Raw genomic sequence first — 24902 nt, 5'->3', positions numbered from 1 at the left:
GCGGCCCGCTCACGCCGCGGAGCGCGGCCGGTTCACGACATGGGCGGCGCTTCCCCCGGCGTAACCCCGGGCGAAGCGCCCCGGGGTCGTGCCGACGAGCCGCTTGAACGAGCGGTTCAGGTGCGACTGGTCGTAGAAGCCGGTCGCCGCCGCCACCTCCCCGGGCGGCTGCCCGTCCAGGAGCAGTCGGCGGGCCCGGTCGAGCCTGCGGGCGGTCAGGTACTGGTGCGGGGCGATGCCGAAGGCGCCGCTGAACGCCCGTACCAGATGGGTGGGATGGGCGTGCAGGAGCCCCGCCGCCTCGTCCAGGGTCACCCCTTCGAGCAGCCGGGCGTCGAGGAGTTCGCGGAGTCGGTGGGCCACTCCGGGATCGGCTGGTCGCGCGGGTGCGACCGCCTGGGGCCGCAGCCGGGTGCGGAGCCGTTCGCGGACGAGGGCGAGCCGGCTCTGTGCCTCCAGCACGCCGCCCCGGTCCGCGAGTGCCGCATGCAGCTGGCCGACGCGACGGCGCAGCAGCGGATCGACGAGATCGGGCCCGTCCACCGCCGCGCCGATGAAGCTCTCGTCCAGCTGGGTCAGATCCAGATAGAGGACCCGCTTGCGGAAGCCGTGCGGGGTCGCCGGCGAACCGTTGTGCGGCACCTGCGGCGGGAGCAGCGACACCGTGTCGGCCGGGGTGCCGTGCTCGCGCCGGTCGAGGTCGTAGCGGACGGCCCCGTCGTCGACGATGAGCAGGGTCCACACGTCGTGCACGTGCATCGGGTACGCGTGCGCGGTGAAGTGGGCGTGGAAGACCTCCACGACTCCCGGCACGTGCGGGCGCCATGCCGAAACCTGCTGACCGGCCACCATGCAAGAAATGTACAAGACGGAACGACGGGCCGGTCGGCAGTCTCGGAGCATGACGACCACCGACACCGCCCCCGTCCGCTTCGACACGAAGATCGCCGTACTCCTGCGGGAGGACCTGGAGACCTGGCAGCGCCTGAACGTCACCGCGTTCCTGGTCAGCGGCCTCGGCACGGACCTGCCCGAGGTGATCGGCGAACCGTACGCGGACGCCGACGGCACCCCGTACCTGCCGATGTTCCGGCAGCCCGTGCTCGTCTTCGAGGGGACGAAGGAGACGCTGACGGCGGCGCACGCCCGCGCTCTCTCCCGCGCGCTCCCGCGGGCGGTGTTCACGACCGAGCTGTTCACCACCGGCAACGACCGCGACAACCGCGCGGCCGTACGGGCCGTGGGGGCCGACGGCCTGGATCTGGCGGGCCTCGCCGTGTACGGGCCGCGCAACGCGGTCGACAAGGTGCTCAAGGGCGCCCGGATGCACCCCTGAGGGCCCTGGAGGAGGGCCCCCGGAACTCCCGGGGACCGCGGACCCGCCATGACGCCGCGCCGGCCGGCGAGACCCACGCCTTCAAGACCCTGACCACCGGCTGACGCCGTTGTCGGTGGCGTGCCGTACAACTGGGAGCGGGGAAGAGAACGACCGCACGAGGGGGACTGCACGTGGACACTTTCGCGGATCCGGGAAGTGACGGGCGTGCGCCCTTCGTCGGGCGGGCCGGTGAACTCGACCGGCTCGACGTGCTGCTGCGCCACCGCGCCGAAGGCACGGGCCCGGTGGCCGTGGAGGTGGTCGGCGAGCCGGGCATCGGCAAGAGCAGGCTCCTCGCCGAGTTCGCGGTACGGGCGAGGCGGCACGGGGCGACGGTCCTCCGCGGCCGCGCGGGACCCACCGTCCCCACCGTCCCCGCCGGCTCCACCGTCCCCGCCGCACCCAGTGTCCCTGCCGCACCCACTGCCCCCGTCGGCTCCACCGTCTCCGTCGGCTCCACCGTCCCTTCCGCCCGGGACGGGAGCCCACCGTTCCAGGCCTTCGCGGACGCCTTCGCGGACCTGGACCACCACGACCGCGCTCTCTCCCCGGCCCTGTCGGCCCTCGCGGAGCTCGTCGAGTCGCCACCCGCGGCGCTCCGCGCCGACACCGGGGCGGGTTCCGCGGGAGACACGGGATCCGGGGCCGGATCGACGACACCGAGCCCCGAGGTCGAATCGGGCACGTCCGCGCGTACGGTCACGGAGGACGGCGTCATCGGCGCCCGGGACGACGCCCGTTCCGCAGGCCGAGCGTTCGACGCGGAGGCCGTGCGGTCCGGTGGTGACGTCGCCGGGCAGGTGCGACGCATCGCGGCGGCGCTCGGGCGGGTACCGGCGGACGGGCCCGCCGTCGTGCTCGCACTCGACGACCTTCACGCTGCCGACCCCGCCTCCGCCGCGCTCGTCGACCATCTCCTCCGGCATCCGCTCCGGGCGCCCGTCCTGCTCATGCTCGCCCGGCGCGAGCGCCAGACCACGCCCGCGCTCGCATCCGTCCTCGCCCGCGCCGCCGACTCGGGAGACCTCGCCCGGCTCGCCCTCGGGCCCTTGGCACCGGAGGACTGCGCCGGGGGACTCCTCCCCGGGCTGCCGACCGGCCTCGCCCGCGACATCCACGCCGTCAGCCTCGGCAACCCGCTCTACCACCGCGCCCTCGCCCACGCGCGCACGCACGAAGGAGGGGCGCCCGGGACCGGTCCCGTCGCGGTGGTCCTCGACGAGCTCGCCCCGCTCGACGGGGCGCAGCGGGCGGTGGTCGAGGCGCTCGCCGTACTCGACGGGCGCGCCACGGCCGAACTGCTCGCCGCCATCGTCTCCCCGCCCCCGGCCGCCCCGCTGGCTGGCGCCCCGCTCCCGGCCGCCTCGCAGCAGGCCGCCCTGCCCCCGGCCGCCCCACCCCCCGTCGCCCCGCGGTCGGCCGACCTGGCGCACCTGTCCGTCCTGTCCGGCCTGTCTGGCCCGCCCGGCCTCTCGGCCCTGGACGGCATCCTCGGGGAGCTGGCCCACCGCGACCTCGTCCGGCCCGACGAGGAAGGGCGGTTCCTCGTGCTGCGCCACCCCGCCCTGCCCGAGCTCGTCCGGGGCACGCTCGACCCGTGGCGGCGCCGCGAGCTGCACCGGCGGGCCGCCGGCGCGCTCGCCGCTGCCGGGGCGCCCCTGACCGAGCGTGCCCCGCACCTGGTCCGCGCCGTGACGGCCTGGGACCCGGACGTCGCGGCCGAGCTGGTCGAGGCCGCCGAGCGGATCGGCGCGGCCGACCCCGCGTGCGCCGCCCACTGGCTGGGAGCCGTCCTCGCCCTGCTTCCCGACACCGCCGAGCACCGCGCCACCTGGCGCGACCTGACGCTCCGACGGGCCCGGTCCCTCGGATCAGCCGGCCGGGTGGCGGAGAGCAGGGACCTCCTCCACCACCTCATCGACACCTGCCACGCGCCGGACACCGCCGAGCTGCGGACGTCCGCCGTCCTGCTCTGCGCCTTCATGGAGCGCCACCTCGGCCGCTACCCGGAGGCGGACGCGCTGCTCCGCCGCGAGCTGGAGCGCACCCCCGGACCCCGCCCCGACCTGCGGACCTGGCTCGTCGTCGAGTGGGGCTGCCGGGCCCTCTTCGCCGCCCGCTACCCCGAGGTCCGGTCCGTCGTCGCCCGAACCCTCGACGAGGCCCGGCGGCGGTGCGACGAGGCCGGCACGGCGGAGGTGCTCACCCTGGCCGCGCTCGGCGAGGTGTACGAGGGTGAGACGGGCCCCGCCCGACTCCACGCGGCGGAGGCCGCCTCCCTCACCGACACCTTCACCGACGGCCGACTGGCCTCCCACCCCGAGTCGTTGGTACGGCTCGTCTGGACCGAGGTCTTCCTGGAGGAGTACGGGAGAGCCGAGCGCCACGCCACCCGAGGCATCGGGATGGCCCGGCGCGCCGGACGGCCCTTCGCGCTCTCGCAGCTGCTCCTCTGCTCGGCTTACGTCCACTTCCTGACCGGCAGGGTCGGAACCGCGCTCGAACTGGCCGAGGAGTCACTCGCCGTGGCCCGGGCCCTGGGCGGCGCCGAACTCGTCGGCTTCAGCGGGGCGATCCGGGCCGTCGTCCTCCTTCACGCCCGACCCCTGGGCGACCCCGAGCCGTCGGCCGCAGCCGAGGAGGCGGCGGCCGTCGTGGGGACCGCCGAAGGCTGGTGGGCCACCCAGACCCGTTCCCTGCTCGGCTACGCCGTGCCGCTCCGCACGGACCCGCACCGGGTGCGTGAGGTGCTCGTGCGCGCGGGCGGCGACCGGAACCTCTCCCGGCTCCAGCCCTCGCTGCGCCCCGGATACCTCGAACTGCTCGCGGGTGCGGCACTCGCCACCGGAGACCCGGCGGAGGCCGAGCGGGTCGCCCGCCGGGCCCTCGCGGAGGCGGAGCCCCTCGGGCTGCCCGTGCAGCGCGCCGCCGCACTGCGCTCCTGGGGGCAGGTCCTGGCCCGGCGTGGCGAATCGGCCTCCGCAGCACGGGCGTTCACCGACGCGGCACGTGAGAGCGCACGCTCGGGGGCCGTCCTGAGGGAGGCTCACAGCCTGCTCCTCGCCGCGCCGCAGACGCACGCGGCGGGCGACGGCGCACGGGCCGCCGCCCAGTGGCGCAGAGGCAGGCGACTGGCCGTGGAGGGAGGCGCCCGCATGCTGGTCGATCTGGCCGACCGCACCCGTCCGGCTCCTCCGGAGGGTGCGGCCGGGGGCCGGCTCGCGGTCCTCACCCCGAGGGAGCGGGAGATCTCGGTCCTGGTCGCCGAAGGACTCACCAACCAGGCCGTGGCGGACCGGCTCTGTCTCAGCCCGCGCACGGTCGAGAGCCATGTCGCCCGGGTCTACCGCAAGACGGGAGTGGAGACCCGGGCGGCACTCGCCTCCCTCGTGGTCAGGGACGGCGTCGGCGAGGGTCGGTTCGGCGAGGGTCAGTTCTCGCGGGGATAGGTCTCCGTCACCCGGCCCTTCGCATCCGCGGTCAGATACGCGGATCCGTACGTGTCGGACAGGTAGATGTTCATGCCCGCCTTGGTCCCGAAGATCGACGAGGGCGGGGTGAGCACGAGGTAGCGGCTGGTCGGCTTGTCGACACCCAGTTCCTTGTCGGCGCGCTTCATCAGCGCCGGCAGGGCGTCCCAGTCGAAGTCGTTCAGATCGGTCGGGACCGAGCCGGGGAAGGCCGTGCCGGATCCCTGGCGGACGGCGGCGTCCTCGCCCCGGTAGATGTACCGGTCGTACAGCTTCGTGCTGCCCTTGACGAGCGACTCGGCGATCGCGTAGTCCGGGTACACGACGAAGCTGGTCACCATGGTCCCGCCCGAGGCCTCCTTGATCGCGGCGATGGCGGACCGGACCCCGGCGGGCGTCAGCAGACTGCCCTTCACCGGGTCGGCCGCCTTGGACGGCGCGGGCGTCGGTGTCGGCGTCGGCGTCGGGGTGTTCGTGTGCGACGCGTCCGGCCGCTGGGCGGCCGGGCCCTGCTGCGACGGAGCCGCGCTGCTCGGCCCGTCTCCCGGGGTGCCCGGGCGCCAGTCCCACGTCATGGCGCCGACGGGAATCCCCACGGCGAGCACCACGACGGCGGCGGAGCCCAGGAACCGGCCGGTACGACTCCGCCGCCGGCCGGGGGCACCGGCCGGGGAGGCGGCGGAGGGAACGGTCGTGGGGGAGACTCCGGCGGGCCCGAACACGGCGGCGGCCGCGGGGGGAGCGGCCGTCGGGGGTGTGTCCGCGGCCGAGCCGCCCTGCGACGTCGCGGCACCTGCCCAACCCGCGCCCGAGGACGCCGGAGGTGCCGGGTGGCTCGCCGATGGCCCCGGGTGCCTCGCCGGAGGCGCCAGGTGGAACGACGTCGCCTCGCTTTCGCCCTGGCCCGCAGCCCCCGGCTTGCCGAAGCCCGCCGCGCCCGCACCCGACCCGTTCGCGGGAGCCGCCGCCGGGCCCCCTGCCCCGGGGGCGTCCTGACGGTGGGCCGGACGGGCGGTCGGGTCCGGTGAGGTGATGGCGGCGAGCGCGCGGTCGAGTTCCTCCGCGTCCGGGCGGGCGGACGGCTCCCGTACCAGCAGCCTGTTCAGTACGCCGGTGAGCTCACCGGCGCGCTGCGGGGGTGGTACGTCGTCGGAGAGGACGGCCGCCAGCGTCGCGAGGGTGTTCTCCCGGCGCAACGGGTGGTGCCCCTCGACCGCCACGTACAGCACCATGCCGAGCGACCACAGGTCGGCGGCCGGACCGCTGCCGCCACCGCCACGGATGCGCTCGGGCGCCATGTAGTCGGGCGAGCCGATGATCGAGCCCGAGGCCGTCAGGACGGTGGACTCGCGGATCGCGGCGATGCCGAAGTCGGTGAGCACCGGCCGCCCGTCGGGGCGCAGCAGGACGTTGGCGGGTTTGACGTCGCGGTGCTCGATGTCCCGCTCGTGGGCGGCCCGCAGGGCCGAGAGGAGTTCACGGCCGAGCGTGGCCGCCTCGGCCGGGGTCATCGAGCCGCGGTCGAGCCGGTCCTGGAGTGATCCGCCGGTGACCAGCTCCATCACGAGCCACGGGTAGGTGCCTTCGCCGGCGTCGACGATGTGATGGATGGTCACCACGTTGGGGTGGTCGATCCGGGCGAGGGCGCGCGCCTCGCGCAGGACGCGCTCGCGCAGGGTCCGGGCGCCCTCGACGTCGTGCTCGGCGTGCGCGGGGTCCGGCGGGCGTACCTCCTTGACCGCCACGTCACGGTGGAGGGCCAGGTCGCGGGCGCGCCAGACCGTTCCCATCCCGCCGCCGCCCAGCCGCTCCACCAGCTCGAAGCGGCCGTCGATCACTCTGTTCACTCGCACCCCTGTACTCGGGTCCCCGGGGCGGTGGAGGCCTGCGGCCATGCCCCGCCCACTTCGCCGTACACGTCGACCTGGTAGCGCCCCGGCGGTCCGAACGGCTCCGGGAGTTCACGCAGGGCGGGCCACGGCCCCTGCGCGCCCCGGTCCGGGGCACCACCTTCCGCCGCGGCCTCGATCCGGGGCCCGATCCGGGTCCCGATCTCCGTCCCGGTCCCGGTCCCGGTCCCGGTCCCGGTCCCGATCTCGGCTTTCGCGTCGGCGTCGGCGTCGACCGTACCGCCCGGGCCGTGGACCTCCGGCACGTGGGCCGCCTTCCCGGACGGTCCGGCCAGGACGAGCGCGTGCGCCGCCCGCCGGCTCAGGGCCGTGCCATGGCGCCCGTCGTCCCACGACCGGGCCTCTGCCGCGGCCAGCGCGTACTCCCGCGCCGCCGGGCCGGGTTCGCCCAGGTGCAGCAGACACTCGGCGAGCCAGGCCCTCGTCCGTACGCGTGCCGCCGTGTCGTCGTCCTCCGTGAACCCGGGCAGCGCCTGTTCGAGGAGGCCGAGGGCCTTCCCGTAGCGTCCGCGCTCCGCGAGCGCGACACCGAACAGGAGCCGTGCGAGGGCACCCACGCGGACGTCCTGGGCAGGCCCATCGGTATGCCGGACGGCCTCGGCGAGCAGCGACAGCCGCTCGCCGTCCTCCCACCCCTCCGCCTCCGCCAACGCCTCAGCCGCCTTCTCCGCTTCGCCCGCCGGCTCCTCCGTCGATTCCTCCGGTACTCCCTCCGTCACGTCGTCCCTCGTGCCCCGGGCCGTACGCGCCTGCTCGTCGCACCGGGCGAGCGTCCGGGCCAGGGCCAGACAGAGCCGGGCCCGGTCGGCGGCCCGCAGCGGCGGGCCCGTCACCTCGGAGGCGAGGACGGCTCGGAGGAGTGCGGCGGCCTCCTCGTGGGCGCCGGTGGCCCGCAGTACGGCGGCGAACTGGAGCTGATGGTCGGTGGCGGGCCACAGCCGTCCCCCGGCCCGGTGCTCGTCGAGCGCCGTCCGCAGATGGGCCCGGGCGGCGGCCGGGTCGTCGGGGGCCGTGATCCGGCCGAGCAGCGCGTGCACCTCGGCGAGCACGCCGAGGACGGAGGGATCCGCCCGGTGGGGCGCGGCGAAGGCGATCAGCCGGGTGAGTTCCTCGCGGAGGGCGGCCGCCTCGGCCGTCGGGTCGGGTGCGGTGTCGAGCAGATCGGCTCGGGCCCGGCCGCGCAGCAGACGGACCGTCGCGGTCTCGGCGACTCCGGCCTGCCCGATGCGGTGAAGGGCCGTGGCCCGCTCGCACAGCTCCGCGAGCCGGGCGCAGGCCGTCGCCCCGTGGCTGGGACCGGCGACGAGCGCCCGCGCCCGCGAGACCAGGGCCTTGCCCCGCTGACCGGCCTGCTCGTGCAGGTCGGCGGCCCGGAAGAAGAGCGGACCCGCCGCCGGCCGTGCCGCGCCCCGGCAGTCGAGTGCGGTCGCGTCGAGGGCGTCCGCGTGGTCCCCGGGGGTGAGGGCCCCGCCGGCGCGCTGAAGGGCGGTCGCGGCCCGCTCCCAGGCGCTGCCGGCCCAGGGGTGTCCGTGGGCGGTGAGCCGCCGGGCCCGGTGGAGCAGCTCGTGCGGATCCTCCGGCTCGCCGCCGGTACCGGCCCCCCGGTCGTACGGACGCACACCGAGGCGGAACTCGTCGGGCGAGCGGCTGCTCATGTGGGGGGTGCTCCGGGGAGAGAGGTCGGGAGGGGACGGAGGGGGACGCGGGGGACAGGAGGGGACGGAGGGGGACGCGGAGTGCGAGCGATGAGGAGGAGGCGAGGAAGCGGAGCGGGCGGGGAAGGGGGCGCGCACGGCGCCGCACACCCGGCAGAACCCGCACACACAGAGGTCGGACCGACTCTCGCAGCCCCGAGCGGCCCGCACATCCGTAGAACTACGGAATCCGCGGTCCCGCTGCCCCCGCCTCCTTCCTCTCTCCCCTTCCTTGCCCTGCGCACGCCCTGCCCCCTGCACCTGCCCCAGGCCTCCGCCCAGCCCGTCCCGCCCCTCCCCCCCCCCGCATCGATCGGCCGCACAACGCAGAGCCCACGCCCAGTTACTCGGCTAGGGTGATTCGACAGGTAATGCGCCCCCCGGGGCCGGGCCGATGCGTAGGTCGATGCGTTGGAGACTCACGAGTCGTCGAGCAGGGTTCCGCAGCCGCCCCGGGCGGCCGTCGGGGACGCGGGCGTGCTCCGCGAGCTGCTCCCGATCGCCCTGTGGCGTGAGGACGCCGAGGGCCGCATCGTCGAATGGTCGCTCGCCGCGCAGGATCTGCTCGGCCACCGACCCGAGCACGTGATCGGACGGCTCGCCGCGCCCCTCCTCGTCCCCGACGACAACCGCGAACTCGCCGAACGGCTCACCCATCGCGTCCAGGCCGGCGAGACCATGGTCGGCACCCTCCCCGTCCGGCACCGCGACGGGCACACGATCGCCATGGAGATGTGGATCGTGCCGGCCGCCGACCCGGAGGGCCTGCCGGGCGCGATGCTCATCGCGGTGGAGACCTCCGAGGTCCTGCGCATGCGGGAGAACCTCGCGGCGATGGAGAGCCTCTTCACCCAGTCACCCATCGGTCTCGCCCTGCTCGGCCCCGACCTGCGGTTCCTCCGTGTGAACGACGCCCTGGCCAAGATGAACGGGGTGGGGGCCGCCGAGCACGTGGGCCGTCGCCTCACGGAGGTGGTGCCCGGCGTCAACGCCGCCTCGCTCGAATCCCTGATGGGCCAGGTCATGGAGAGCGGGCACGCCGTCGTCGACGCCCGCCGGGTCGGCCGTACGCCCGCCGACCCCGATCGCGACCACATCTGGTCCTGCTCGTACGCCCCGCTCATCGACCGCACCGACCGGCGGTCCCTGGGACTCATCGCGTCCCTCGTGGACATCACCGAGAGCCAGGAGGCGCACACCGAGGTCGAGCGGGCCCGTCACCGTTTCGCCCTGCTCGCCGAGGCCGGGGCGCGGATCGGCACGACCCTGGACCTGCAGCAGACGGCCGAGGAGGCGGTACGTTTCCTCGTGCCGTCTCTGGCCGACTCGGCGGACGTCCAGATGCTGGAGTCCGTCCTCGCGCCGGACGACCCGGTCGCCTCCACGCGTGGAGTGCTGCGGCGACTCGCGGCCCGCTTCCCGGACCCCGCGTCCCCCACGTCGCAGCTCGTGCCCGGGCAGATCTTCCAGATCCCGCTGGATTCCGCGTACGAGCAGGCCGTCGCCCGCGGCCGGCCCACGAACCTCGTCACGTCCGACATCCCGGAACTCTTCACCGACCCGCGCACCGAGGCGCTCCGCACCTATTTCGCCACCCGCATCGGGTCGGCGCGGCTCGTCCCGATGGTGGCCCGCGGCCAGGTGCTCGGCACGGTCACGGTGACCCGGCTGCGGACCCGCGAGCCCTTCGACGCGCAGGACAGCGTCCTCATCGACGAGGTCGTGGCGCGGGCCGCCCTCAACATCGACAACGCGCGCCTCTACACCACCCAGCGGGAGGCCGCCCTCACCCTTCAGCGCAGCCTCACCAACAGCGCGCTGCCCGCCGTCACCGGGCTCGAACTCACCGGCCGTTACCTGCCCGCGAGCGCCCACGACGTCGGCGGCGACTGGTTCGACGTCATCGCCGTGCCCGGCGGCAGGACGGGGCTCGTCATCGGCGACGTCATGGGACACGGCATCCACGCGGCCGCGGTGATGGGCCAGCTGCGCACGGCGGTACGGACCCTGGCCCGTCACGACATCCCGCCGGTCGAGATGCTGAGCTCCCTCGACGCCGTCGTCGCCGACCTCGGCGAGGACACGATGGCGACCTGCGTCTACGCCGTCCACGACCCGGCCGACGGCGGTTGGGTCATCGCGCGCGCCGGCCATCTGCCGCCGGCCGTGGCCACCCCGGACGGGACGATCACCTTCCTCGACGGGCCGCCGGGAACCCCGCTGGGCACGGGCGCCCACGACTTCGGCACCGAGGAGGTGACCCTGCCCGAGGGCGGGCTGCTCGTCCTGTACACGGACGGTCTCATCGAGGCCCGCGACCGCGATCTCGACGAGGGGATGCGACAGCTCGCCCGGGCGTTGCGGCACCTCGACCGCCCCCTGGACGAGCTGTGCGACGACATCCTGAGACAGCTGCTCGCGGGGCCCGCGCAGGACGACGTGGCGATGCTGCTGGCCCGTACGACCCGATGAGTTCCCGTACGGGGAAAGGGAGGTCCCTCCGGCGTCCTTCGGGTCGGTCCGGGGTGGGCCGGGTTCAGGCTCCCGCGTGCCGGAGCCGGTACAGGTCGCGGAGGAGGGCGATCTCCGCCCCGTGGTGCAGGAGCTCCTGGTTCACCCACCAGACGGTCTCCAGGAAGCGGTCCTCCGGATCGCTGCCGTGCGGGTAGGTGCTGTACCCGACGGTGTCGAGTGCCGCGTCGTCGGCGGAGAGCAGTGCGTCCCGCCAGGCGCCGGCGGCGGTGTCGAACGCGGCGACGGCCGTCGCGACGTCCCCGCTGATCGGGTAGTCGTCGCGGGTGAGGGTGCGGCTGCCGTTCGTGTGGTCGGCGCGGAGCGCGAGGAGCTCGCTGAGGTGGCTCAGCCGCCAGGCGATCGTGGTGAACGGCGGCGGGGCCGGGTGCGGTGCGGGAGTCGCATCGGGCCCCAGTCGCCGGAGTCGGTTCCGGTCAGCACGGTGGCGCGCGGCCCGGGACCGTCGGTGCGGCGCCGTACGGACCAGCAGCCGGGCCCCGGCTCCCAGAGGTACTCCGCGTCGGTCATCGGACCGACCTCGACGTCCGTGCCGTTCCCGCTGTCCATCAGGGGCCCCGCCATGCGGTCGGTGAGCCGCCGCCGCGCGAAGTCGAACTGGTCGAGGAGAGGGACGAGCCGTGCGGGTATGGCCATCGGGGGCTCCGGATCGCAGAGGGGCGGGGCAGGTCGGTCGGCCGACGGAGGGGCGGGCGGGCTCGGGTCCGGCCGGTCCGCTCCGACCGGACCGATGCCGGCCGGTCCGGGTCCGGTGCGTTGAGATCCGGCCGGTCCGGGTCCGACCGGTCGGCCTGCGTCGCGACCCGCGGGATCGGGTCGGATCAGGTCACATCCGGTCGATGTGCACGCTGGTCGACTTCACGCGGGCGGTCGCCTGCATGCCGACCTCGAGCCCCAGCTCCTCCACGGCCTCACGGGTGAGGAGCGAGACGAGCCGGTGCGGACCTGCCTGGATCTCCACCTGCGCGGCGATGTCGCCGAGTTTGACGGCCGTGACGATGCCGGGGAACGCGTTGCGCACCGATGTGTACGCCGGGTCCTCGTCGCCCTGGCCGCTCTGCGCGACCTCGACGGAGAAGGCGGCCAGGTCACGTCCGTCGATGAGGCGCCGGCCGTTCTCGTCGCGATGGGTGACGAACCGGCCGCCGTCGGCCCAGCGGCGTGCGGTGTCGGGGCTCACGCCCAGCAGGCGCGCCGCCTGCCCGATGGTGTAGGACTGCATGTGCGAGAGATTATGTCCTCAGGGCTCTCATATGCAAGGAAAATGCGCACATCTCATCGTGTGGGACAAGTCCTGCGATTCAGCTGGAATCCGATCGCCGTCCGACCGCCTCGACCAGCGGCAGCAGCCGGTGGGCCACCCGTTCACGCAGGGCGATCTCGGTACGGGTGCGGACCACCCCGGGCAGCTGGATGAGCCGCTGGATGACGTCCTCCAGGTGCCCGGCGTCGCGGGCGACCACCCGGGTGAGCAGATCGCCGCCGCCGGTGATGGAGAAGGCCTCCACGATCTCCGGCACGGCCGCGAGCGCGTCGCCGACCTCGTCGAGGTGTCCCTGGGTCACCTCGACATGGACGAAGGCGAGCACCGGGTGCCCCAGCGCGGCCGGAGAGAGCACCGGACCGGTGGCGGTGATCACCCCGTCCCGCTCCAGACGGTCGATCCTGGCCTGTACGGTGCCCCGCGCCACGCCCAGGATCCGCGCGTACTCGCGCACGCTCGTCCGCGGCTGCTCGATGAGCAGCCGCAGGATCCGGGTGTCGAGCTCGTCCACGGCCATACTCGGCGGTCCTCCTCGGTTCCTTCGGCCCCGCGCGGGGGCACCTGGGGTCGGAATCGTTTCATTCCGGTACGGAATCCGCTCCTCCAGGGCCCCTGCGAGCGCACCGCGGTGGCCGGAAGGCGACTGAGCCCGGTGGCTGCGGGTATCTCCGGAGGAGGAGTACCGCGTGCCGTCCGCCGGGCACCCGCGGAGAGGAGCGATCATGCGACGCGGATCCGGGAACTCGTACTGGATGGCGTCGGCGCCGTCGCCCGGCGCCGCGCACCCGCCCCTGGACAGTGATCTCTTCGCCGACGTGGTCGTCGTGGGGGCCGGTGTCGCCGGCGTGTGCACCGCCCGGGGGCTGGTCCGCGCGGGGGCCGACGTGGTCCTCCTGGAGGCCGACCGGATCGCGTCCGGCGTGACCGGGCACGCCGCCGGCGAACTGACCTCCCTGCACGGCCTCAGCTACGCCCGCCTGCGCCGCCGCCGAGGAGCGGAGGCGACCGCCCTGTACGCCGACGCCCAGGAGGACGCCCTGCGTCAGGTCGTGCGGGACTGCGCGGAACTGGGCGTCGAGGCGGAGATCGAACACCGGCCGGCCTTCACGTACACCGTCGACGAGGGGAGCGCGGCGGAGATCCGCGAGGAGGCGGATGCCGCAGGGGAGGCCGGCCTGCGGGCCACGACGGTGACGGACACGGGGCTCCCGTACCCGATCGTGGCGGCCGTGCGGGCGGAGGGCCAGCTGCAGTTCCACCCGCGCCGGTTCCTGCTCGGCCTGGCGGACGACTTCGTCGCGCGGGGCGGTCGCCTCCACGAGAACACGCGCGTCACCGAGCTCCACGACGGCGCCGAATGCCGTGTCACGGTGGAGGGCGGAGCCGCGGTCCACGCCCGGGACGTCGTCCTCGCCACCCACTTCCCGCTCCGCTGCCACAGCAGCCTCCTGGTGCGCCTCTCGGTGCGCCGGGAACTCGTCGTCGCCGCGTCCGTGGACGCACGCCATGCCCCGTACGGGATGTACGTGACACCGGACGACGGCGCCCGGTCGGTGCGTACGGCTCCGCTGGGCGAAGGACGGCGATTGCTGATCGTGGCGGGCGAGGCGTTCGAGCCGGGCAGCGGGGGCGTGTCCGAGCGGTACGAAACACTGGAAGGCTGGGCGCGCGGGCACCTGCCGGGCTTCGCCGAGGCGACGGAGATCCACCGGTGGGCCGCCCAGGACGTCCACACGCCGGACGGGATGCCCTGCGTGGGCCACGAGCACCCGGACACCCAGCACGTCTACCTCGCCACCGGCTTCGGCGGATGGGGCCTCAGCAACGGCGTCGCCGCCGGCCGCCTGCTGACCGCGCACGTCACGGGCGCGCCGCGCCCGGCCTGGACGGAGCTCGTCGACCCGCGCCGCCACCTGCCGGTACGCGAGGTGCCCGGGGTCGTACGGCACCAGTCCACGGTGGCGCGCCACTACGTGGCGGGCCTGCGGACGGCACGACGCTGCACCCACATGGGCTGCGAGCTGGGCTTCAACGAGGCAGAGCAGAGCTGGGAGTGCCCCTGCCACGGCTCGCGCTTCGCAGCCGACGGCAGCGTCCTCCAGGGCCCGGCCACGCGCGCACTGACGGAGGAGTGAAGCGGACGGCAGGGTGAAGAGGCGGCGGAGAGGCACAGGACGCGGGGCGGAGAGCCGACCGTCCTCGGGGGCCCCGAGCGAGTGATCGAGGCGGGCATCCGGCGGAGGCGCCGAGCGTGATCCCGGCCCCGGCGCGCGATCGGCGCAGAGTGGGCGGCGTGGATGTCGAGGAAGTCGCCGAGGAGCTGTACGGCCTGAGGCCGGCGGAGTTCGTGGCCGCGCGGGACACGTACGTCGCCCGGGCGCGCGCGGCGAAGGACGCCAGGGCGGCGAAGGCCGTCGCCGCGCTGCGGCGCCCGTCGCTCGCCGCGTGGGCGGCGAACCGACTGGCCCGCCAGCGGCAGCAGGAGGCCCGGCAGTTCCTGGCCCTGGGAGAGACCCTGAGGGAGGCCCACCGCACGCTCGACGCCGAGCAGCTGCGGGCGGCGAGCGGGCAGCGGCAGCAGTTGATCACCGCGCTCGCCCGTTCGGCCGCCGGGCTCGCGGCGGAAGCGGGGCTGTCCGTGAGCGACACGGTGCTGCACGAGATCGAGCAGACCCTGCACGGTGTTCTCGCCGACCGGGAGGTGGCCGAGCAGTGGTCGAGGGGCCGGCTCGTCACGGTGCCCGAAGCGGCGGTCGGGTTCCCCGCGATCGCGCCGGAGGCGGTGCCCGCCCGCCGGGCCCCGGCCGCCGATGCGGCCGAAGCCGCCGAGACGACGGCGACCACCGAGACGACGGCGACCACCGCGACCACCGCGAGTGAGGAGGCGGCCGGAGCCGCCGAACCGCCGACGCCGAAGAAGAAGGCGGCCCGTGGCGAGGGCGCGCGGCGGCTGCGCGAGCGCGAACGTGCCCGGTCGCGCGAGCTCGAACGTGCCCGCGCGGCGGCGGAGGAAGCCGACGGCGAGATCGGCCGGTGCGAGCGGGAGCTCGCCGAGGCCCGCGACGCGCGGCAGGCGGCCGTGGAGGACGCCGAAGAGGCGGCCGAGCTGGTCAGTCGCCTGGAGCGTGAGCTGCACGCCGGCCGGCAGGCCCGACAGGAGGCGAGGGCGGCGTCCACGACCGCCGGCAGGGCGGTGACGGCAGCGGAGGTCGCCGTCCGGGAGGCCCGCCGCGCCGCCGCGCAGGCCGCCCGCGCGGTCCAGGACCTGGAGCGCCGGAGCCGGGAGTGACCCGGCCGGAACGCCGGCGCGTGCCGGATCCGGAGTGGTCCGTTGGCCGCCGGGCGGCCACCGGGGACCGTCGATCACTGGGCCAATGGTCCACCCGATGGGTCCTGAGTTGAGCCAGAGGCGCCACGGATGGTTTCCTTGGCGTATCCAGGTACTTTCGGCGCCGCGCAGCGCCGGGGCGGCGACGAGGCCGGTCCGGACCGCGGCGCCTTCGTCATGTCCGCGAGCTCCCACCACCCCGGGACGCCGCGAGGCAGGACGAGAGGCAAGACGAGGGGGCGGTTCACAGCCGTGAAGAGGATGTTCGTGGCACCGGATCCGGGGCACGTCAGGTTGAAGAACTCGCTGCGCGCCGTCATGGGCATCGCGCTCGCCGTCGCGCTCGCGGAGCTCGCCGGCCTCTCGCTCACCGCGTCGATCACCGGCGGTCTGGCCGCGCTGCTCGCGCTCTTCACCGTGATGGACTCCACCGTCCGCGCGCAGGCCGTCACCACCCTGCTCCTCCCGGCCGCGGGCTTCCCCGTCCTCGCCCTGGCCACCGCGCTGCACGACATCACACTGCTGCGGGACGTCGCCTTCCTCGCCGTGGTCTTCTGCGGGGTCTACGCCCGGCGCTGGGGCCCCCGCGGCCACGCACTGGGGATCTTCGCGTTCATGAACTTCTTCACCACCCAGTTCCTGCACGCCGTCCCCGGGCAACTCCCCGAGCTGTACGCGGCCGTCGGCATCGCCCTGGCAGCCGCCGGCGCGGTGCGCTTCCTCCTGTGGCGGCTGGAACGCCGTACGCCTCCGCCCGCCGTGCCGGCCCCGCTGCCCGGCACCGGGCTCTCCCGCGTGACCACCCGGCAGGCGATCCAGGCCGCGGCCGCGTGCGCCGTGGCGCTCGCCATCGGCCAGGTGCTCTCCGAGGACCGCTGGTACTGGGCCGTCGGCACGACGTGGTGGATCTTCGTCAACACCGTGTCACGCGGCGAGACGCTCGTACGCGGCTTCCGCCGGGTCCTCGGCACGGTGATCGGGATCGCCGTCGGCATGATCGTCGCCATCCCGCTCGACGGTGCCGTGGTGCCCACGGCCGCCCTGGTGGCCGTCTGCGTCTTCGGCATCTTCTACACCGCGCCCGTCTCGTACAGCTGGATGATGCTGGCCGTGACCGTGATGGCGGGTCTGCTCTACGGGCTCCTCGGTGTGCTCGACCCGGCGCTGCTGGTGCTCCGTCTCGAGGAGACCGCCGTGGGCGCGGTGTGCGCGGCGCTCGCCGTGCTGCTCATCCTCCCGGTCACCACCCACGCGATCAACGACGCCTGGATCCAGCGCGCGCTCCAAGGCGTGCGGTCCGCCACCTCCGCCTCCCTGCGGCGCCTGTCCGGCGACGAGGACGCCGACCCGACCCCGCACGCCGCCGAGCTGGAGCTGCTGCTCGGACGCGTACGGCTCTCCGTCGCCCCGCTGGTCCACCCGCTGAGCCCGTTCCGCGGCCGGAAGGCCCGCGCGCGGCGGGTCCTGGCGCTGCTCGACGAGTGCGCCGACGAGGTACGGGGGCTCGCCGCCGTGGCGGCCGACCCGGCCGCGAGCCACGACGCGCGCCTCGCCGCGGCCTGCTGGCGCGTCGAGGCCGCGGTGGAACGGCTGACGTCACCCCAGGGCGGTCGCGAGGCCGGAGAGCGCGTGGCGGCGGAGGGCGCGGTCGCCCCGGCCGTCGGCCAGGCGGCACTCGGCCACGTCAGCGGCCTGGAGAAGCTCCTTGCCGCGCTGGACGAGCCGCTGCGCACGCCGCCGGGCTCGTTGCTCGTCCGCTCCTGACCGTTCCGACCCGCCGACGGCCCGCCTCGGGTGTCTCCGGGCGCGTCTGCGGCACTTCCCAGGCGTGTCTGCGGGCACTCCCCGGGCCTGCCGGCGGCGCGTCTCCGGGGCACTTCCCGGGGCCGGGCCGGGGAGATGCCCGGAGACGGGCCACGGACGGGCCCCGCCTCCGGCGTCTCCCGGACGTGTCTGCGGCCCCTCCGCTGCCCATCCGCGGCCCCTCCGCGGCGCGTCCTCGGCATCGCGGAGGACGCCGCCGGACGCAGCCACCGGCCCCCGCCGCCACCGGCCCCCGCCGCCACCGGCCCCCGCCTTGGCTGCCCCGGCCCCCGCCGCCCGCCGACCAAGCCACCGGCCCCCGCCGTCGTCACCGCCACGGCCCCCGCCGTCGACCCGTCGCGTCGGCCCGCCCACCCGCTTTGGTCTAGACCGCCTGCTACCGTCGGCCGGACGCAGGCCGGTCGACCGCGACCGGCCACGGGGACAGGGGAGGCGCCGTGGGCGGCACAGAGACGGTTCGGGACCCGAGGGCGGTGCGGGCGTACATCGGCTCCTTCACCTCGGCGGGCGGGCGGGGAGTCCTCGCCGCCGACGTGGACGAGGAGACGGGCGCGCTGACCGTCACCGGCGGCAGCGACGCCCTCGACGACCCCTCGTTCCTCGCCCTCGCGGGCCCTGTGCTGCACGCCGTGTCCGAGACCGGGGCGGGGGCCGTCGCCGCCTTCGACGTCGGCGGGCCCGAACCCCGGCTCCTCGGCGCGCCCGTCCCCGTCGACGGCGCCGCACCCACCCACCTCGCCCTCGCCGCCGGGCACCTCCTCACCGCCAACTACACCTCCGGCAGCGTCACCGCCCTGCCGCTGGCCGAGGACGGCACCGCCCGCCCCGCCGCGAGCGTCCTCCGGCACGAGGGCAGCGGTCCCGTCGCCTCCCGGCAGGCCGGCCCGCATGCCCACCAGGTGCTTCCCGACCCCAGCGGCCGCTGGATCGTCAGTGTGGACCTCGGCACCGACTCCGTACGGATCTGTGCCCTGGACCCCGGTACGGGAGCCCTCACCGTCCACGGGGAGACCGCACTGCGCCCCGGCACAGGACCGCGCCATCTCGCCTTCCACCCGGCCGGCACGCACGCGTACGTCCTCAACGAGCTGGAGCCCACCCTCACCGTCTGCCGCTGGGACGCCGGCGCAGGAGTCCTCGAACCCCTCGGTGAGACCCCCGTCGTCCCCGAGGGCACCCCCGGCCCCAGCTACCCCTCCGAAGTCGTCGTCGCCCCCGACGGGCGCTTCCTCTGGGCCGCCGTGCGCGGGGACGACACCCTCGCCGTGCTCGCCCTCGACGCCGACGGGGCCGAGGCCGCCCTGGTCGCCACCGTGCCCTGTGGTGGCACCTGGCCCCGCGACCTCACGCTCGCCCCGTCGGGCCGGCACCTGTACGCCGCGAACGAGCGCTCCGGCGACGTCACCTGGTTCGGCCTCGACCCCGAGACCGGGGTCCCCGCGCGCGGGGGCTCCATCGAGGCCCCCGCCGCCTCCTGCGTCGTCCTCGGCTGAGGGACGGGGCCGCAGCCCCCTGGCCACCCGCGGGACCGTGCGTCGCGACGCCGAAGGGCCCGCACCGGACGTCGGTGCGGGCCCTTCGGCGTACGGGCGGGGTGGCGGTCCTCAGAACGAGGGCGCGCCCTGCGGCTGCTGCGGCGGGATGCCGAGCGCGGCCGTGTACTGCGAGAGCACGAGCTTGCCGATCGCCGGGTAGGCCCCCAGCGGCTCCGCGGAGGCGCAGCCGGCCTCCTTCGAGGCCTCGTCGAGCAGGCCGTCGGCCAGCTCCGGGCCGATCAGGTACGGGGCGAGCGCGAGCTGCTCCGAACCGGAACCGCGCAGTTGCTCGGCGACGGAGGCGATCGAACCCTCCTGGTCGAGGGCGGCGGCGATGACGGGCACGGCGAGGCGCGCGGCCAGCAGCATGCCGGTGATCCCCGCGGCCTGCACCGCCTCCTCGCCGCCGACCGTGGCGAGGATGATGCCGTCGGCGGCCGTCGCGACCGTGAACAGCCGGGCGCGGTCGGCACGGGCCAGACCCGCCTCGGAGAGACGCACGTGCAGCGCCTCGGCGAGCAGCGGGTGCGGGCCGAGGACGTCGGTGAGCTCGGCGGTGTTGCCGGCGTCCATGACGGCCTGGCGGACCTGGCGCGTCTGGGCGCTGTCCGGACCGGCGAGCAGCGGCACGACGACCGAGGCGGGGCCGGTGGGAGCGCTGACCTCGCGGCCGGCGGCCATGGCCAGCTCGTACCGCTCGGTGCGCAGCGTGGCGGCGGCCGTCAGCACGGTCGTGAGCGAGGGGTACTCGCTGTCGTCGCCCTCGACGAAGCCGATCAGGGCGTCGAGGCCGGGCAGCTCGGAACGGGCGATGCTCACGACCTCTTCGGCCAGAGAGCGTATGGCGGCGGACGGCACGCCGGGCACAGCGAGAACCAGTGCGGGAGCGCCCTCGGGCGCCGCCGCGGGTTCGGGGCGACGGTGCCGCCCGGACTGACGGGGTCGAGGCATTCGTACAGGCAGGCCGGAAGCAGGCCCAGTGGGGGAGCTCATGGCGCCGCATGCTACTGGTTTCGTCCGGGGCGGCGTCGGCTGAGGTACGATCATGCGCCTTCTGCCCCTCTATGTCCCCCCTCAGGTGCGTCCGGAATGCGGTTCCCGCCTTCGTCGCGGGTCGGCGCACCGCCTCCCACCTGGGCGGATGAGGCCGCCCGCGGAGCGTCCTCCCCGAACAGGCGCAGCAGTGCGGGGTCCTCCGGGAGCAGCAGCGTGCCGGTGGCGAGCGCTGCCGCGAGTGCGACGGCCCCGGCCAGCGGATCCCCCGCGGGGTCCACCGTCCGCGCCTGCGGAACGAACTCCCCGAGGGCCGCGCGCACCGGTACGAGCAGCGGCTCGCCCATCCTGAACAGGCCGCCCGTCAGTGCCACCAGCGCCCCCGGCCCGGCCGGGCACGCCGCCTCGGCGGCCTCGGCGATGTGCCGGGCCGCCCGCGTCAGGATGTCCGCCGCCACCGGGTCCTCGGCGGCGCACCCTCCCACCTCGGGCGCGAAGGAGGCGAGCACGGCGGGCCGGTCGGTACGGGGGTAGAGCGCGCCCGGCAGGCCGGTCGCCGGACCGAACAGCTTCTCCGCCCGGGCCAGGAGCGCCGCCGAACCGCCGCGGCGCCCGTCGTGCGCGCGCATGGCCGCCTCCAGGCCGGCCCGGCCGATCCAGGCGCCGCTGCCGCAGTCGCCGAGGAGATGGCCCCAGCCGTCGGCCCGCCGCCAGGACGTCAGATCCGTGCCGAGCGCGATCATCCCCGTACCGCCGGCGACGACGGCCCCGGGCCGCTGCCCGAGCGCACCGGCGTACGCGGTGACCGCGTCGGCCGCCAGCGCGAGCCGCCGTACGCCCCAGGCCTCGGCGAAGGCGCCCGGCAGCTCGGCCCGCAGTTCGTCCCCGAGGGTCGCCGTGCCGGCGGCGCCCACGGCCACGGCGACGACCGGCCGCGCGCCGTGAGGTTCCGTCAGGGCCCGGACGGCCGGCAGGACCTGGTCGAGGAAGTGCCGGGCGGAGATGCCGCCGGGTCCGGTCCGCACCGGTTCGCGCGACGATCGGGTGCCGAGCACGGCGCCGCCCGCCGCCTCCGCAAGTGCGATCCGGAGTCCGGAACCCCCGGAGTCGACACCGACGACCAGAGCGCCGGAAGGGTCGTTCACGGAAGCCGCGGAGACGACAGAGGTCACGGTGCACCGTCCTCGAAACGCGTGGGGCGGGGGAGTGGGCGGAGTCTAGGGGGTGGCCGGGGACGGCGCCCGAACCGGGTGTCACTGTAGGCCGGTAGAGTGACGGACCGTGACAGCGCGACCTTTGAAGGAACTGGTGGAGCCCGGCTGGGCGGAGGCCCTGAGCCCCGTGGCGGGGCGCGTGGCGGAGATGGGTGACTTCCTGCGGGCGGAGATCGCCGCGGGCCGGACCTATCTGCCGGCCGGACAGCACGTACTGCGGGCGTTCCAGCAGCCGTTCGACGACGTGCGGGTCCTGATCGTCGGTCAGGACCCCTATCCGACACCGGGAATGGCGATCGGGCTCAGCTTCGCCGTCGCGCCCGAGGTCCGCCAGCTGCCGGGCAGCCTGGAGAACATCTTCCGGGAGCTGCACACCGACCTCGGGATGCCCCGCCCGTCGAACGGCGACCTGACCCCCTGGACCCGGCAGGGCGTCCTCCTCCTCAACAGGGCGCTGACCACCGCCCCCCGCAAGCCGGCCGCCCACCGCGGCAAGGGCTGGGAGGAGGTGACGGAGCAGGCGATCCGCGCGCTCGCCGCCCGGGGCAAGCCCCTGGTGTCGATCCTGTGGGGCCGCGACGCGCGCAACGCCCGCCCGCTCCTCGGCAACCTGCCGGCGATCGAGTCCGCGCACCCGTCCCCGATGTCGGCGGACCGCGGCTTCTTCGGCTCCCGTCCCTTCAGCCGCGCCAACGAACTCCTCCTGGAGCAGGGCGCCCAGCCGGTGGACTGGCGCCTGCCCTGATCCGGCTGTGGCCCCCTCCGTACGGCGGAGGCCACGGACGCACCCGGCTCGGTCATCCGGTCCGGGTCATCCGGTCCGGATCACCCTTCCCGGGGCACCTTCTCGGATCACCCGGCTCGGAACCGCTCCGGTTCGGAACCGCCCGGCTCAGATCGCGGCCGCCCGCACGCACAGCACGTCCGGCAGGTGTCCGGCGAGGAGTCGCCAGCTGTCGCCGTCGTCGGCGCTCGCGTACAGCTCGCCGTTGCGGTTGCCGAAGTACACGCCCGCCGGGTCCGCGTCGTCCGTGCACAGTGCGTCCCGGAGCACCGTGCCGTAGTGGTCTCCCTCGGGCAGGCCCCGGCTCAGCGGCTCCCAGGTGGCTCCGGCGTCGGTCGTACGGTAGACCCGGCACCGACGGCCGGCCGGGACCCGGTCGGAGTCCGCGGTGATGGGGAAGACATAGGCGGTGTCCGGGCGGTGCGGGTGCGCGGCGACAGCGAAGCCGAAGTCGGACGGCAGGCCGGAGCCGATGTCCGTCCAGCTGGCACCCGCGTCGTCGCTGCGGAAGACACCCCAGTGGTTCTGCAGATAGAGCCGGTCGAGATTGCCCGCGTCCTGGGCGATCTTGTGGACGCACTGCCCGAAGACCGGATGCGGGTCCGGCAGGAACACCGCCGACACACCTTCGTTGGAAGGCTCCCAGGCGGCCCCGCCGTCCTGCGAGCGGAACACCCCGGCGGTGGACACGGCGACGGTGACCGCCTCCGGGTCGCGCCGGTCGGTCACCACGGTGTGCACGGCCTCGCCGCCCCCGCCCGGCACCCACTGGGAGCGGGTCGGGTGCTCCCACAGCGGCCGGACGAGCTCGAAGGACTCCCCGCCGTCCCCGGACCGGAAGAGCGCGGCCGGCTCCGTCCCCGCGTACACGACGCCGGGGGAGTGCTCGGGTGCCGGATGCAGCTGCCAGACGCGCTCCAGGGAGGCGCCGGTGTCCTCGGGGAACCTGACGGCCGGCCGCGCCGGTTCGGTCCAGGTCCTGCCGAGGTCGTCGGAGTGGAAGACGGACGGCCCCCAGTGGGCACTGTCCCCGCCCACGAGCAGCCGTGGGGTCGGACCGCGGGTGTCGATGGCGACCGAGTAGACCGCCTGCGCGGGGAAGGCCGGATCGTCGAACTCCCATCGGCCGTCGTGCCTGCGGCCGATGAAGAGTCCCTTGCGGGTGCCTACGGTGAGGAGAACGTCGGGCATGTCTGCCAACCTCCAGGACGCCGTTGTCGCGGATACGGGCCAGTCTGCACCCGGCCACTGACAACGGCTCCCGGACACTCCCTGGGGCGCCCGCGCCGCGCCGTACCCCTGTGATCCAGAGGGGCGGCGGTCACGTCGTGGTGCTCAGATCGCCCAGGCGTACTGCGGCGGCGCCGCGTGCGTCGACGCACCCAGGTCGCGGGCGGCGCGGCGGGCCCAGGAGGCGTCGCGCAGCAGCTCACGGCCGAGGAGGACCGCGTCGGCCTCGCCGCCGGCGACGATCTTCTCGGCCTGCTCGCTCTCGGTGATCAGACCGACGGCGGCCACCGGCAGCCCGGTCTCGGCCCTGACGCGGGCGGCGAAGGGCACCTGGTAGCCGGGGCCGACCGGGATCTCGGCCGGTCCGCCGTTGCCGCCGCTGGAGACGTCGAGGAGGTCGACGCCGTGCTCGCGGAGGAGCGCGGCGAACCGCACGGTCTCGTCGACCGTCCAGCCCTGTTCCTCCAGCCAGTCGGTGGCGGAGATGCGGAAGAAGACGGGCAGTTCCTCGGGCCACACGGACCGCACGGCGTCGACGACCTCCAGGGCGAGCCGGGTCCGGTTCTCGAAGGAACCGCCGTACGCGTCGGTGCGGTGGTTGCTGTGCGGGGAGAGGAACTCGCCGATCAGGTAGCCGTGGGCGCCGTGCACCTCGACGACCTCGAAACCGGCGTCGAGCGCGCGGCGGGCCGCGTCCGCGAACTGCCCGGTGATCTCATGGATCTTCTCGACGGTCAGTTCGGTCGGCACCGGGTAGCCGTCGGCGAACCCGACGGGGCTCGGAGCGACGGGCTGCCAGCCGGGACCGCCCGCGGGGACGGGCCCGCGGCCCTCCCAGGGGCGCTTGGTCGAAGCCTTGCGTCCGGCGTGTCCGATCTGGATGCCGGGAACCGTGCCGTGGTCCTTGAGGAAGCCGGCGATGCGGCGGAGGGCCTCGGTCTGGGTGTCGTTCCAGAGGCCGAGGTCCGCCGGGCTGATCCGGCCCTCGGGGGCGACGGCGGTCGCCTCGACCAGGATCAGTCCGGTGCCGCCGGTGGCCCGGGAGGCGTAGTGGGCGAAGTGCCAGTCCGTGGCGACACCCGCGTTCGGTCCGGTCATCTCCGCCGAGTACTGGCACATGGGCGCCATCCACACCCGGTTGGGGACGGTCAGCGACCGCAGTGTGTAGGGCTCGAACAGGGCGACGCTCATGACGGACTCCGTTTCGGGATGCCTCGAAGGACGCTAGTACGGTAACCATCGTAGTACGGCATCTGTCAAACTACGAGGGTTCTCGTACAATGGCCGTATCCCGGATGAAGTGGAGCCGCCGCCATGACGACCGCCACCAGCCCTCGCGCCCTCGAACACCCCACGCGCGACCAGATCCGACTGGAGGCGGTGCTGCACGCGCTCGCGGACCCGGTACGGCTGCGGATCGTCCGGGACATGGCGCGCGAGCGCGCCGAGCTGAGCTGCTCGTACTTCGACCTCCCGGTCACCAAGTCCACGACGACGCACCACTTCCGGGTGCTGCGCGAGGGCGGAGTCATCCGGCAGACGTACCGCGGTACGGCCAAACTCAACGCCCTGCGCGAGGACGACCTCGAAGCCCTCTTCCCGGGCCTGCTCGCCACGGTCCTGGCGGCGGCCGAGGCCCAGGCGGCGCGCTAGAGGCCGAGGCCCTCGGCGCGCGGGAACGCGACCGGGGGGCGGGGCGGGCGGGGGGGAGCGGGGGGCCGGGAGGGAGCTGGTGGGGGGGGGACC

Annotated in this window: 18 protein-coding genes and 1 pseudogene; 9 read left to right on the top strand and 10 right to left on the bottom strand. The window is 75.0% G+C overall.

The window, feature by feature from the left end; all coding sequences use genetic code 11:
• Positions 1-9 precede the first annotated feature (9 nt).
• A complete protein-coding gene (locus ACZ4XX_RS08965) occupies positions 10-852 on the bottom strand; it encodes an AraC family transcriptional regulator (protein WP_468507257.1) in 843 nt (280 codons plus the stop codon).
• Between ACZ4XX_RS08965 and ACZ4XX_RS08960 the strand changes: the two genes are divergently transcribed.
• Together ACZ4XX_RS08960 and ACZ4XX_RS08955 are read left to right on the top strand one after the other, a co-directional pair.
• Positions 851-1336, top strand: a complete 486-nt coding sequence (locus ACZ4XX_RS08960) for a DUF2000 family protein (RefSeq protein WP_468507256.1) — start codon at positions 851-853, stop codon at positions 1334-1336. The genes ACZ4XX_RS08965 and ACZ4XX_RS08960 overlap by 2 nt on opposite strands.
• 173 nt (positions 1337-1509) lie before the next feature.
• Positions 1510-4827 (top strand): LuxR C-terminal-related transcriptional regulator, encoded by a 3318-nt coding sequence (locus ACZ4XX_RS08955; protein WP_468507255.1) that lies wholly within the window; start codon positions 1510-1512, stop codon positions 4825-4827.
• Here ACZ4XX_RS08955 and ACZ4XX_RS08950 read toward each other — a convergent pair.
• Positions 4809-6695, bottom strand: a complete 1887-nt coding sequence (locus ACZ4XX_RS08950; protein WP_468507254.1) for a serine/threonine-protein kinase — start codon at positions 6693-6695, stop codon at positions 4809-4811. The two genes, ACZ4XX_RS08955 and ACZ4XX_RS08950, sit on opposite strands and share 19 nt — an antisense overlap.
• On the bottom strand, positions 6692-8413 hold the full coding sequence (locus tag ACZ4XX_RS08945; protein WP_468507253.1) for a hypothetical protein: 1722 nt from the start codon (positions 8411-8413) through the stop codon (positions 6692-6694). The genes ACZ4XX_RS08950 and ACZ4XX_RS08945 overlap by 4 nt, the downstream gene beginning before the upstream one ends.
• A gap of 450 nt (positions 8414-8863) precedes the next feature.
• Here ACZ4XX_RS08945 and ACZ4XX_RS08940 point away from each other — a divergent pair, with 450 nt between their 5' ends.
• On the top strand, positions 8864-10924 hold the full coding sequence (locus ACZ4XX_RS08940) for a SpoIIE family protein phosphatase (RefSeq protein WP_468507252.1): 2061 nt from the start codon (positions 8864-8866) through the stop codon (positions 10922-10924).
• 64 nt (positions 10925-10988) lie between these two features.
• Here ACZ4XX_RS08940 and ACZ4XX_RS08935 read toward each other — a convergent pair.
• The 3 genes and pseudogenes from ACZ4XX_RS08935 to ACZ4XX_RS08925 all read right to left on the bottom strand — a co-directional run bounded on the left by ACZ4XX_RS08935 (position 10989) and on the right by ACZ4XX_RS08925 (position 12765).
• Positions 10989-11620, bottom strand: a pseudogene (locus tag ACZ4XX_RS08935) (DinB family protein).
• A gap of 190 nt (positions 11621-11810) precedes the next feature.
• Positions 11811-12206: a TOBE domain-containing protein gene (locus tag ACZ4XX_RS08930; protein ID WP_468507251.1), complete on the bottom strand. Its 396-nt coding sequence runs from the start codon at positions 12204-12206 to the stop codon at positions 11811-11813.
• A 79-nt stretch (positions 12207-12285) separates the two neighbouring features.
• On the bottom strand, positions 12286-12765 hold the full coding sequence (locus ACZ4XX_RS08925; RefSeq protein ID WP_266975232.1) for an Lrp/AsnC family transcriptional regulator: 480 nt from the start codon (positions 12763-12765) through the stop codon (positions 12286-12288).
• 205 nt (positions 12766-12970) lie between these two features.
• Between ACZ4XX_RS08925 and ACZ4XX_RS08920 the strand changes: the two genes are divergently transcribed.
• The 4 genes from ACZ4XX_RS08920 to ACZ4XX_RS08905 all read left to right on the top strand — a co-directional run bounded on the left by ACZ4XX_RS08920 (position 12971) and on the right by ACZ4XX_RS08905 (position 18893).
• Positions 12971-14383 (top strand): FAD-dependent oxidoreductase, encoded by a 1413-nt coding sequence (locus tag ACZ4XX_RS08920; RefSeq protein WP_468507250.1) that lies wholly within the window; start codon positions 12971-12973, stop codon positions 14381-14383.
• Between the two features lie 158 nt (positions 14384-14541).
• Entirely contained in the window at positions 14542-15537 is a 996-nt protein-coding gene (locus ACZ4XX_RS08915) for a hypothetical protein (protein WP_468507249.1), read from the top strand.
• A gap of 300 nt (positions 15538-15837) precedes the next feature.
• Complete coding sequence (locus tag ACZ4XX_RS08910; RefSeq protein ID WP_468507331.1) at positions 15838-17340, top strand: FUSC family protein; 1503 nt, start codon at positions 15838-15840, stop codon at positions 17338-17340.
• Positions 17341-17837: 497 nt separating this feature from the next.
• On the top strand, positions 17838-18893 hold the full coding sequence (locus ACZ4XX_RS08905) for a lactonase family protein (RefSeq protein WP_468507248.1): 1056 nt from the start codon (positions 17838-17840) through the stop codon (positions 18891-18893).
• Positions 18894-19004: 111 nt separating this feature from the next.
• On the opposite strand, the gene ACZ4XX_RS08900 is transcribed toward ACZ4XX_RS08905, so the two are convergent.
• Complete coding sequence (locus ACZ4XX_RS08900) at positions 19005-19928, bottom strand: sirohydrochlorin chelatase (RefSeq protein WP_468507247.1); 924 nt, start codon at positions 19926-19928, stop codon at positions 19005-19007.
• A gap of 50 nt (positions 19929-19978) precedes the next feature.
• Complete coding sequence (locus tag ACZ4XX_RS08895; protein ID WP_468507246.1) at positions 19979-21100, bottom strand: N-acetylglucosamine kinase; 1122 nt, start codon at positions 21098-21100, stop codon at positions 19979-19981.
• A 109-nt stretch (positions 21101-21209) separates the two neighbouring features.
• On the opposite strand from ACZ4XX_RS08895, the gene ACZ4XX_RS08890 reads away from it, so the two are divergent.
• Positions 21210-21887, top strand: a complete 678-nt coding sequence (locus tag ACZ4XX_RS08890) for a uracil-DNA glycosylase (protein ID WP_266975221.1) — start codon at positions 21210-21212, stop codon at positions 21885-21887.
• 147 nt (positions 21888-22034) lie between these two features.
• On the opposite strand, the gene ACZ4XX_RS08885 is transcribed toward ACZ4XX_RS08890, so the two are convergent.
• Together ACZ4XX_RS08885 and ACZ4XX_RS08880 are read right to left on the bottom strand one after the other, a co-directional pair.
• Positions 22035-23117: a WD40/YVTN/BNR-like repeat-containing protein gene (locus ACZ4XX_RS08885; protein WP_468507245.1), complete on the bottom strand. Its 1083-nt coding sequence runs from the start codon at positions 23115-23117 to the stop codon at positions 22035-22037.
• Between the two features lie 144 nt (positions 23118-23261).
• Positions 23262-24347 carry an NADH:flavin oxidoreductase/NADH oxidase gene (locus tag ACZ4XX_RS08880; RefSeq protein ID WP_468507244.1) on the bottom strand — a complete coding sequence of 362 codons (1086 nt, stop codon included), beginning with the start codon at positions 24345-24347 and terminating at the stop codon, positions 23262-23264.
• A gap of 123 nt (positions 24348-24470) precedes the next feature.
• Between ACZ4XX_RS08880 and ACZ4XX_RS08875 the strand changes: the two genes are divergently transcribed.
• Complete coding sequence (locus tag ACZ4XX_RS08875; RefSeq protein ID WP_468507243.1) at positions 24471-24809, top strand: ArsR/SmtB family transcription factor; 339 nt, start codon at positions 24471-24473, stop codon at positions 24807-24809.
• Positions 24810-24902: the final 93 nt, after the last annotated feature.

This window comes from Streptomyces sp. NPDC029956 (genome assembly GCF_055574655.1).
The sequence above is the reverse complement of the archived record's forward strand: the minus strand, read 5'-3'. Positions and strand labels throughout refer to the sequence as shown.

Excerpts from the sequence above, each read along its gene's own strand:
- ACZ4XX_RS08885 (WP_468507245.1), bottom strand. The coding sequence starts at position 23,117 with ATGCCCGACGTTCTCCTCACCGTAGGCACCCGCAAGGGACTCTTCATC.
- ACZ4XX_RS08875 (WP_468507243.1), top strand. The coding sequence starts at position 24,471 with ATGACGACCGCCACCAGCCCTCGCGCCCTCGAACACCCCACGCGCGAC.
- ACZ4XX_RS08965 (WP_468507257.1), bottom strand. The coding sequence starts at position 852 with ATGGTGGCCGGTCAGCAGGTTTCGGCATGGCGCCCGCACGTGCCGGGA.
- ACZ4XX_RS08960 (WP_468507256.1), top strand. The coding sequence starts at position 851 with ATGCAAGAAATGTACAAGACGGAACGACGGGCCGGTCGGCAGTCTCGG.
- ACZ4XX_RS08945 (WP_468507253.1), bottom strand. The coding sequence starts at position 8,413 with ATGAGCAGCCGCTCGCCCGACGAGTTCCGCCTCGGTGTGCGTCCGTAC.
- ACZ4XX_RS08910 (WP_468507331.1), top strand. The coding sequence starts at position 15,838 with ATGTTCGTGGCACCGGATCCGGGGCACGTCAGGTTGAAGAACTCGCTG.
- ACZ4XX_RS08900 (WP_468507247.1), bottom strand. The coding sequence starts at position 19,928 with ATGAGCTCCCCCACTGGGCCTGCTTCCGGCCTGCCTGTACGAATGCCT.
- ACZ4XX_RS08925 (WP_266975232.1), bottom strand. The coding sequence starts at position 12,765 with ATGGCCGTGGACGAGCTCGACACCCGGATCCTGCGGCTGCTCATCGAG.
- ACZ4XX_RS08920 (WP_468507250.1), top strand. The coding sequence starts at position 12,971 with ATGCGACGCGGATCCGGGAACTCGTACTGGATGGCGTCGGCGCCGTCG.
- ACZ4XX_RS08880 (WP_468507244.1), bottom strand. The coding sequence starts at position 24,347 with ATGAGCGTCGCCCTGTTCGAGCCCTACACACTGCGGTCGCTGACCGTC.
- ACZ4XX_RS08930 (WP_468507251.1), bottom strand. The coding sequence starts at position 12,206 with ATGCAGTCCTACACCATCGGGCAGGCGGCGCGCCTGCTGGGCGTGAGC.